11 protein-coding genes are annotated in these 8,637 nt (G+C 67.1%); 8 read left to right on the top strand and 3 right to left on the bottom strand.

Annotated elements, in window-relative coordinates:
• Positions 1–37 precede the first annotated feature (37 nt).
• Positions 38–277: a 4-oxalocrotonate tautomerase gene (locus KIT53_RS20135; RefSeq protein WP_297756265.1), complete on the top strand. Its 240-nt coding sequence runs from the start codon at positions 38–40 to the stop codon at positions 275–277.
• A gap of 93 nt (positions 278–370) precedes the next feature.
• Complete coding sequence (locus KIT53_RS20130; protein ID WP_297756264.1) at positions 371–1,861, top strand: MFS transporter; 1,491 nt, start codon at positions 371–373, stop codon at positions 1,859–1,861.
• Positions 1,862–1,906: 45 nt separating this feature from the next.
• Here the strand turns inward: KIT53_RS20130 and KIT53_RS20125 are convergent, their stop codons facing one another.
• Positions 1,907–2,215 carry an RNA-binding protein gene (locus KIT53_RS20125; RefSeq protein WP_297756262.1) on the bottom strand — a complete coding sequence of 103 codons (309 nt, stop codon included), beginning with the start codon at positions 2,213–2,215 and terminating at the stop codon, positions 1,907–1,909.
• A 113-nt stretch (positions 2,216–2,328) separates the two neighbouring features.
• Positions 2,329–2,565 carry a hypothetical protein gene (locus tag KIT53_RS20120; RefSeq protein WP_297756260.1) on the bottom strand — a complete coding sequence of 79 codons (237 nt, stop codon included), beginning with the start codon at positions 2,563–2,565 and terminating at the stop codon, positions 2,329–2,331.
• Between the two features lie 346 nt (positions 2,566–2,911).
• Here KIT53_RS20120 and KIT53_RS20115 point away from each other — a divergent pair, with 346 nt between their 5' ends.
• From KIT53_RS20115 to KIT53_RS20095, 5 genes are all read left to right on the top strand, one after another.
• Positions 2,912–3,679, top strand: a complete 768-nt coding sequence (locus tag KIT53_RS20115; RefSeq protein WP_297756258.1) for a class II glutamine amidotransferase — start codon at positions 2,912–2,914, stop codon at positions 3,677–3,679.
• Between the two features lie 134 nt (positions 3,680–3,813).
• Positions 3,814–4,839 (top strand): ABC transporter substrate-binding protein, encoded by a 1,026-nt coding sequence (locus tag KIT53_RS20110; RefSeq protein WP_297756257.1) that lies wholly within the window; start codon positions 3,814–3,816, stop codon positions 4,837–4,839.
• Position 4,840: 1 nt separating this feature from the next.
• Positions 4,841–5,680: an ABC transporter ATP-binding protein gene (locus KIT53_RS20105; protein ID WP_297756256.1), complete on the top strand. Its 840-nt coding sequence runs from the start codon at positions 4,841–4,843 to the stop codon at positions 5,678–5,680.
• Between the two features lie 8 nt (positions 5,681–5,688).
• A complete protein-coding gene (locus tag KIT53_RS20100) occupies positions 5,689–6,516 on the top strand; it encodes an ABC transporter permease (RefSeq protein ID WP_297756254.1) in 828 nt (275 codons plus the stop codon).
• 33 nt (positions 6,517–6,549) lie between these two features.
• The gene (locus tag KIT53_RS20095; RefSeq protein WP_297756252.1) at positions 6,550–6,903 is read left to right on the top strand and encodes a DUF2200 domain-containing protein; all 354 of its coding nucleotides are present in this window, start codon (positions 6,550–6,552) and stop codon (positions 6,901–6,903) included.
• 26 nt (positions 6,904–6,929) lie between these two features.
• Here the strand turns inward: KIT53_RS20095 and KIT53_RS20090 are convergent, their stop codons facing one another.
• The gene (locus KIT53_RS20090; protein WP_297756250.1) at positions 6,930–7,442 is read right to left on the bottom strand and encodes an NYN domain-containing protein; all 513 of its coding nucleotides are present in this window, start codon (positions 7,440–7,442) and stop codon (positions 6,930–6,932) included.
• 528 nt (positions 7,443–7,970) lie between these two features.
• Here KIT53_RS20090 and KIT53_RS20085 point away from each other — a divergent pair.
• On the top strand, positions 7,971–8,637 hold a 667-nt coding region (locus KIT53_RS20085), incomplete at its 3' end, for an AAA family ATPase (protein ID WP_297756249.1).

The raw sequence follows: 8,637 nt of genomic DNA, 5'->3' as shown, positions 1-8,637 counted from the left end.
CGCCTGAACACCGAGCCGTCCCGGCACTGGCGCGCCCGTGCGCCGGCCCCATGTCCACCCGTCCAACCACAAGGAGTCCGATCCCATGCCCACCTACCACATCGAGATGATGGAAGGCCGTACCGTCGAGCAGAAGAAGAAGCTGGTGCAGGAGATCACCCGCATCACGGTCGAGGTGCTGGGCGGCTCGCCCGAGTCGGTCGACATCCTGATCACCGACGTCAAGCGCGAGAACTGGGCCACCGGCGGGAAGTTGTGGTCTGAACCGCGTAGCTGATCCGATGCGCGCGGAGCGCCGCGCCCCGGATCCCGCCCGCGCGCGCCCGCGTCGCACCGTGCCCGGACCGGCACGCCTGCCGGGCTTGCCGTCATGAGTCGCGCCAGCACCCTGCCCGAGCTGCGCGAGCGCTACGGCGCGCGTTATCGCTGGCTGTTGCTGCTGGCCGTCATGACCGGCTCGGTCGCGGCCATCATGTCCTCGACCATCATCAACGTGGCCATCCCCGACCTGAGCCACCACTTCGCGCTCGGCCAGGAGCGCGCGCAATGGGTGTCCTCCGGCTTCATGGCCGCCATGACGGTCTCCATGCTCACCACGCCGTGGCTGCTCTCGCGCTACGGCTACCGCCGCACCTACGCCGGCTGCATGTGGCTGCTGCTGGTCGGCGGCGTGGTGGGCGGCCTGGCCAACCACTACCCGCTGGTGCTGGCCGCGCGCGTGGCCGAAGGCCTGGCCGCCGGCGTGGTGCAACCCATCCCCGCCATCATCATCCTGCGCGCCTTCGAATCCAACGAGCAGGGCCGCGCCAGCGGCATCTTCGGCATGGGCGTGGTGCTGGCACCGGCCCTGGGCCCCAGCATCGGCGGCCTGCTGGTGGACGCCTTCGGCTGGCGCTCGATCTTCTTCATGGTGGTCCCGTTCTGCCTGGTCTCACTCTGGCTGGCGCAGCGCCTGGTGCCCACCACCGCGCCCGGCGGGGTGGCCGCCAACCCCACCGGCGCGGCGCTGGACTGGCGCGGCCTGCTGCTGGCCACCGCCGGCACCCTGTGCCTGCTCAACGGCCTGGTGGAACTGCATGGCGGCACGGCGCTGGCGGCCGGCTCGCTGCTGGGCGTGGCCACCCTGCTGCTGCTGGTGTTCATCTGGCTGCAGCGCCGCACCCTCAAGGCGCGGCGCCACCGGCCCGGCGTCGATCCGCTGATGAACCTCTCGCTGTTCACCGACCGGCGCTTCGCCATGGGCAGCATCGTCGCCTTCATCTACGGCATCGCGCTGTTCGGCTCCACTTACCTGCTGCCGGTCTACATGCAGATGGGCCTGGGGCTCTCGCCGTCCTATGTGGGCACCATCCTGCTGCCCGCCGGCCTGGTGCTGGCCGGTGCCATCGCGCTGGTGGGCCGCATGGCCGACCGCCACCCCACGCACGTGCTGGTCACCATCGGGCTGGTGCTGCTGTCCGCCTCGTTCGCCCTCATGGTCACGGTGGACCCGAGCCGGCCGGCGCAGATCATCCCGCTGCTGGTCATCTGGGCGGTGCTGGGCCGCATCGGCCTGGGCTTCATCCTGCCCTCGCTCAACATCGGCGCCATGCGCGGGCTGGAGCGCGTGCACATCCCGCAGGGCGTGAGCGTCATCAACTTCCTGCGCATGCTCGGCGGCTCGGCCGGTGTGAGCCTGTGCGGCATCGTGCTCGAATGGCGGCTGGCCGCGCACGGCGCCCAACTGGGCGGCGCCAACAACACCGCCAGCACCGCCGCCTTCGAGGAAACCTTCCTCATGCTCGCGGCCGTCAGCGCGCTGGCCATCGTCGCCGCGCTGCGGCTGCGGGCCGCACCCCATGTGCCACACGCCAGCGCCTGACGCGGGGCACCGCCGTCAAGGCGGGTGGTGCGGCCTCGCCCGCCGTCAGTAGGCGCGGCGCGGCGCGCCGAAGCGGCCACCGCCACCACCGCTGCCCTGGCGGTTTTCAGGCGGGCGCGCCACGTTCACGGTGATGGCCCGGCCCTGCACGCTCACGCCGTGCAGGCCTTCGATGGCGGCCTGCGCCTCGGCCTCGGAGCCCATCTCGACAAAGCCAAAACCCTTGGAGCGGCCACTGTCGCGGTCCATCACGACCTTGGCGGACTGCACCGCGCCGTAGGCCGAGAAATTGTGCGAGAGCGCGCTGTCGTCGACGGTGTAAGGCAGGTTGCCCACGTAAAGCTTGTTGTTCATGGAACGGTTTTCTTTCATCAAAGAGACCCTTGCGGCGCGCGATGGCAAGCCATCCTGATCGAGGTCTCGGTTCAAGGGTGATCAACGGGACTTGCGTCGCGCCGGAAAACGAATCAGGCCAAGGCCTGTGGTGAAGCCAGGCCGCGGCCGACCTGGGCGGCATGGACCAGGGCCTCCTGGCGGGAATCAAAGCGCGGCAGCAACCGGAACACGCGGTCGCGCGTGCCGACGCCGTTGCCGCTGCGCAGAGAGATGCTGGCCAGGTAGTCGCCTGTCTCGGTGCGCCGGCTCAGCGGTGAGACAAGGTACTTGCCCACGGTGAAAGGTTGTTCGAATGTGATGATGGACATGGTGTTGGCGCTGCCTTCCCGCGGGCAGCGCGCCATGAAAAAGGGCACGCGCGGACCGTCGATGGGCCGGGTGCATCTGCACGCGGGCAGATCGGGAGCGCCCTGCAAACAGGGCTGGGGGTGAAGCTCGCCAAGGGGGGAGTTTGATCACCAGCGGGGCCGGGGGTTTGGCCAACTGGCTGGCGGGGCGGTGTTGAGGAAACCGCGGACCGTGTCAGACAACGAAAGCTGCAGCGGCGAGCAAGATGCAACTTGTCGGGGGATTCTACCAGCCAAGCCCCCCCAGGCGCCGGAACCCCGCGCGAACGGAGAGAATGCGTGCAGGCCACCACCTCATGCCCACCACATGTGCCAACTGCTCGGACTCAACTGCGCCACGCCCACCGACGCCACCTTCAGCTTCACCGGCTTCTGCCAGCGCGGCGGCAAGACCGACCACCATGCCGACGGCTGGGGGATCGCCTTCTTCGAGGGCAAGGGCCTGCGCCTGTTCGTCGACCACCAGAGCGCGGCCGACTCGCCCATGGCCGCGTTCCTGCAGGGCTACCCGCTCAAGAGCCGCAACATCATTGCCCACGTGCGCAAGGCCACCATCGGCGAGGTCTCGCTGGAAAACGCCCACCCCTTCGTGCGCGAACTCTGGGGACGGCAATGGGTGTTCGCCCACAACGGCGACCTCAAGGACTACTTTCCGCCGCTGCACAGCCACTTCCGCCCGGTGGGCACCACCGACAGCGAGCGCGCCTTCTGCTGGCTGATGCAGGAGCTGCACAAGTCCCACGCCGCGCTGCCCGACGTGGCCGAACTCACGCTCACCCTGCGCGAGCTGGTGCCGCAGGTGCGCCGCTTCGGCACCTTCAACTTTCTGCTCTCCAACGGCGAGGCGCTCTGGGCGCACTGCAGCACCAAGCTGCACTGGCTGGTGCGCCAGCACCCGTTCGCGCCCGCGACGCTGATGGACCAGGACTGGACCGTGAACTTCGCCGACCTCAACCAGCCCGGCGACCGCGCCGCGGTGGTGGTGACCACGCCACTGACCCGCAACGAGCAGTGGACCGCCTTCGAACCCAACGAGCTCAAGGTCTTCGTCGACGGCCTGCCCCTGGCCGCCTGAACCCTGAGGGATGTCCCGGGTGCCACCGGGACGGCAGGCAGGGCCTACTATGATGGGTTCCAGCCGCAACGGCGCCCGCCACCGGGCACCGGAGCGCCTGACTTCCGCTTTCTGAAACGACAGGAGACACCACCATGCAAAGACGCCATTTCGTCGCCAGCGGCATTGCCGCCGCCGCCTTGCCCAAGCTCGTGTTCGCGCAGGCGCTGGAGAAGCCCAAGGTCACCATCGCCGTGGGTGGCAAGAACCTCTTCTACTACCTGCCCCTGACCATCGCCGAGCAACTCGGCTACTTCAAGGCCGAGGGCCTGGACGCCACCATCGTGGACTTCGCCGGCGGCTCGCGCGCGCTGCAGGCCGTGGTGGGCGGCAGCGCCGACGTGGTCTCCGGCGCCTTCGAGCACACGGTCAACATGCAGTTCAAGGGCCAGCCCATGCGCGCCTTTGTGCTGCAGGGCGCCGCGCCCCAGATCGTGCTGGGCGTCAACCCCAAGACCATGGCCAACTTCAAGACCGTGGCCGACCTCAAGGGCAAGAAGATCGGTGTGACCGCGCCGGGCAGTTCCACCAACGTGCTGGTCAACTTCGTGCTGGCCAAGGCCGGCCTCAAGCCCAGCGACGTGAGCATCGTCGGCGTGGGCGCGAGCAACGGCGCCGTGGCCGCTATGCGCGCCGGCCAGATCGACGCCATCAGCAACCTCGACCCCGTCATCACGCTGCTGCAACGCTCGGGCGACCTCAAGATCGTCTCCGACACGCGCATCGTCAGCGAGGCCGAGAAGGTCTTCGGCGGCCCCATGCCCGCCGGCTGCCTCTACTGCCCGCAACCCTTCATCGACAAGAACCCCAACACCGTGCAGGCCCTGGCCAACGCCATGGTGCGCGCCAACAAGTGGATCCAGGCCGCCGGCCCGGGCGACATCATCAAGGTGGTGCCCGAGAGCTACCTGCTGGGCGACCGCGCCGTCTACATCGACGGCTTCCTCGCCGCGCAGAAGGCCCTTTCGCCCGACGGCAGCTTCCCCGCCAAGGGCGCCGACACCGCCTTCAAGGCCCTGGCCAGCGTGGACGCCGAGATCGCCAAGGCCAAGCTGGACCTCAACGCGGTCTACACGAACAGCTTCGTGCAGAAGGCCAACGCCAAGTACCCGAAGGGATGAGATGAGCGCAGCAGCAACAGCAGCCGCAGCCGCAGCCGCGATTGACCTGCAGGGCGTGGCCTGCACCTTCGTGAGCAAGGACGCCCCCGGCCAGCGCTACACCGCGGTCGAGGGCGTGAACCTCACGGTGGGCGCGGGGGAGTTCGTCAGCGTGGTCGGGCCCACCGGCTGCGGCAAGAGCACGCTGCTCAACGTCGCGGCCGGGCTGCTGGAGCCCAGCAAGGGCAGCGTGCGCATCTTCGGCGAGCCGCTCAACGGCATCAACGCCCGCGCCGGCTACATGTTCCAGGCCGAAAGCCTCATGCCCTGGCGCACCGGCATCGAGAACGTGATGGCCGGCCTGCAGTTCCGCGGCGTGAGCGAGCGCGAGGCGCGCGCCCAGGCCGGCGACTGGCTGCGCCGCGTGGGCCTGGGCGGCTTTGGCGACCGCTACCCGCACCAGATGAGCGGCGGCATGCGCAAACGCACCTCGCTCGCCCAGACCCTGGTGCTCGACCCCGACATCATCCTCATGGACGAACCCTTCTCCGCGCTGGACATACAGACCCGCCAGCTCATGGAGAACGAGGTGCTGGAGCTGTGGGCGAGCAAGAAGAAAGGGGTGCTGTTCATCACCCACGACCTCGACGAAGCCATCGCCATGAGCGACCGCGTCGTCATCATGTCCGCTGGCCCCGCCAGCCACATCATTGGCGAGTTCGCCATCGACATTCCCCGCCCACGCGACGTGGCCGAAGTCAAGACCACGCCCCGCTTCCTCGAACTGCACGCCGCCATCTGGGCCGTGCTGCGCGACGAAGTGCTCAAGGGCTACCAGCAGCAGTTGCAGAAAGCAGCCTGATTCAGCGCATGTGGAAACTCATCAAGCCCCGCCCGGGCAACCTCCGGATCTGGCAGCTCAGCCTGCTCGTGCTGATCTTCGTGTTCTGGCACGTCATGACCAAGCCGGGCCTGGTGCCCACCTTCATGTTCGACAACGACCGCCAGGCGGCGTTCTTCTTCGGTGAACCGCTGAAGATCTTCCAGCGCGTGTGGGCCTGGTTCGTCACCGACGCCGACATCTACGTCCACCTCTGGATCACGCTGGCCGAAACCCTGATGGCCTTCGGCATCGGCGCGGTGGCCGGCCTGGGCGGCGGCCTGTGGCTCGCGCTCTCGCCCATGGCCTCGGCCATCCTGGAGCCCTACATCAAGGCGCTCAACTCCATGCCCCGCATCATCCTCGCGCCCATCTTCGCGGTGTGGTTCGGCCTGGGCATGGGCTCCAAGGTGGCGCTGGGCGTCACGCTGGTGTTCTTCATCGTCTTCTTCAACGTCTACCAGGGCGTCAAGGAAGTCAGCCCCGTGGTGCTGGCCAACGCCCGCATGCTCGGCGCCAGCCAGAAACAACTGCTGCGCCACGTCTACCTGCCCAGCGCCACCAGCTGGGTGTTCAGCTCCCTGCACACCAGCGTGGGCCTGGCCTTCGTGGGCGCCGTGGTCGGCGAATACCTCGGCTCCAGCCAGGGCGTGGGCTACCTCATCCTGCAGGCCGAAGGCCAGTTCGACATCAACACCGTGATGGCCGGCATCCTCGTGCTCACCGCATTCGCCCTCGTGCTCGACGCACTGGTGGGCCGCATCGAGAAGCGGCTGATGAAGTGGCAGCCCAAGGCCGGCGAGACGGAGAAGCTCTGAGCAGGGGAACACAGGTAGGAAGAAGCACTGCCCATGGCCACACCGCACCGCATCTTCTCCATGCCTTTCGCCAAGGTCTACCCGCTGTATGTGCAGAAGGCCGAGCGCAAGCAGCGCAGCCGGGCCGAGGTGGACGAGGTCATCCGCTGGCTCACCGGCTACGACCAGGCCGGCCTGCAACGGCAGATCGACCTGGGCCACGACTTTGACACCTTCTTCGCCCAGGCCCCGGCCCTGCACCCGAACACCGCGCTCATCACAGGCGTGGTCTGCGGCGTGCGCGTGGAGAACGTGGAAGACCCGCTGATGCAAAAGATCCGCTGGCTGGACAAGCTGGTGGACGAACTGGCCAAGGGCAAGAAGATGGAGAGCATCCTGCGGGCCTGACCCGACCGTCCTCCCACCCCGGCAGGTCAGCCTGGCGCTTCGTGAGACGGCGCGGCGTCCAGGAAACAGAACACGTCACACGCCGCCACGAACACCGCCGCCGTCTCACGCTGGCCAAAGCCGTACACACGCAGCCCCGCTTCCTGGATGCGGCCGGCCAGGCCGGTGAAATCGCTGTCGGACGAGACAAGGCAGAACGCGTCCACGCAGCGCGCGTGCAGCAGCTCCATCGCATCCATCACCAGCGTGATGTCCGCCGCGTTCTTGCTGCTGCGCTTGTGGTGGAACTGCTGGCAGGGCCGGATGGCATGCACCTGGAGGACCTTCTTCCAGGGCGTGAGCTGCGTGGTGGTCCAGTCGCCATACGCCCGGCGCACCGTGGGCCGGCCATAACGGACCGCACGCGCCATCACCTGCTCCATCTGCGCGGCGCGCGCATTCTCGGCATCGATCAACACCGCCAGCCTCGGCGGCTCCTGCAGCAACGTGGCGGTGGTGATGGCTGCTGCTGTTGCAGCCCGCGCTGTTCTTGACGGCATGTGGTGTGTGCCCCCTGTCTGGTGATCGCTGCCACCGCCACCCTCTTGTGAAGGGTGGCGGTGGCCCGGACAAGTTGGCGTACCGTGCACTGTTGCCAAGACGGCGAGACTTTCGTCTCCCTGCCCGGGCCACCAAAAACAGGATGGCCAGACAAGCAGAAAGCCGCAAGGTCTGCGAACAAACAAACGTTGCGGCTCAACGCAACAATGCGCGGGACGCCAATCCCGGTCGTACTTTTGTACGACGGAAGCAGTATAGAGGACGGACAGGGTGCGTTTTGCAGCGTCACGGCTGCATCGCCCTGCAAAGATCTGCTTGGCAGCGGCAAGCGTCCTTCGCGCTGCGTCGATCAACGGCAGCTACTAGGTGGTTCGCTGCCTTTGGGGTTCTAGATGGCGCTGTGGCTTCAGATGCAGCGATGAGGTCAGTCGCCTCTGCGAGCCGATCTCACACAAGCTCGTACCGAGCGGTTCTTGGGATCCCTTGCCCTCCCTGCCAAAATGTACGCCACAGGGGGTCACACAATCATGAAGGTCGTCCAGCTCAGCATCACGAACTTCCGCAGCATCAAATCTGCGGACCTGCAGTTCGACGGCCACACGCTGCTAGTGGGCCCGAACAACGTCGGCAAGAGCACGATCTTTGAGGCTCTCGACCTCGTGCTCGGACCGGACCGAATCTCACGATTTCCGCCGGTCGAGGAATTCGACTTCCACAACGCCAACTACCTCCAACGACCTGCTGAGGAAGGCGGTGAGCCGACGCCGATTCCCATCCGGATCGCAGTAGTCCTTGTCGACATCAATGCCGAAGTCGAGAACCGTTGCGGCCAGCACCTGGAGTTCTGGAACACCGTTGAGCGTCGCGTGCTCGGCCCTGGCGAGGTGGCCGAGGCCAACCCGCCATTGGTCGTCAGCTGTCTTCGCCTGGAGACCCTAGCCAAGTACGACCCAGAGGAAGACGAGTTCGAGGCGCAAACCTACTTCACCCACAGCCCAAACGCCGAACCCGATGAGCTGGATCGGGTTGGCAAGGACATCAAGCGCCTGTTCGGCTTCCTCTACCTCCGCGCTGTTCGAACCGGGTCGCGGGCCCTCAGCCTGGAGCGTGGCTCCCTTCTGGATGTCATCCTTCGGCTCAGAGGCACCCGTGCTGGGTTGTGGGAGAAGGCGATCGAGCGCCTGCGTGGACTGG

This window comes from Hydrogenophaga sp., assembly GCF_026125785.1.
Lineage (GTDB): Bacteria > Pseudomonadota > Gammaproteobacteria > Burkholderiales > Burkholderiaceae_C > Hydrogenophaga.
This window is presented reverse-complemented; position numbering and strand designations above follow the sequence as displayed.

What these genes read in the sequence shown, in the direction of transcription:
- KIT53_RS20130 (WP_297756264.1), top strand. Translation starts at nt 371, where the DNA reads ATGAGTCGCGCCAGCACCCTGCCCGAGCTGCGCGAGCGCTACGGCGCG.
- KIT53_RS20125 (WP_297756262.1), bottom strand. Translation starts at nt 2,215, where the DNA reads ATGAACAACAAGCTTTACGTGGGCAACCTGCCTTACACCGTCGACGAC.
- KIT53_RS20120 (WP_297756260.1), bottom strand. Translation starts at nt 2,565, where the DNA reads ATGTCCATCATCACATTCGAACAACCTTTCACCGTGGGCAAGTACCTT.
- KIT53_RS20115 (WP_297756258.1), top strand. Translation starts at nt 2,912, where the DNA reads ATGTGCCAACTGCTCGGACTCAACTGCGCCACGCCCACCGACGCCACC.
- KIT53_RS20110 (WP_297756257.1), top strand. Translation starts at nt 3,814, where the DNA reads ATGCAAAGACGCCATTTCGTCGCCAGCGGCATTGCCGCCGCCGCCTTG.
- KIT53_RS20105 (WP_297756256.1), top strand. Translation starts at nt 4,841, where the DNA reads ATGAGCGCAGCAGCAACAGCAGCCGCAGCCGCAGCCGCGATTGACCTG.
- KIT53_RS20100 (WP_297756254.1), top strand. Translation starts at nt 5,689, where the DNA reads ATGTGGAAACTCATCAAGCCCCGCCCGGGCAACCTCCGGATCTGGCAG.
- KIT53_RS20095 (WP_297756252.1), top strand. Translation starts at nt 6,550, where the DNA reads ATGGCCACACCGCACCGCATCTTCTCCATGCCTTTCGCCAAGGTCTAC.
- KIT53_RS20090 (WP_297756250.1), bottom strand. Translation starts at nt 7,442, where the DNA reads ATGCCGTCAAGAACAGCGCGGGCTGCAACAGCAGCAGCCATCACCACC.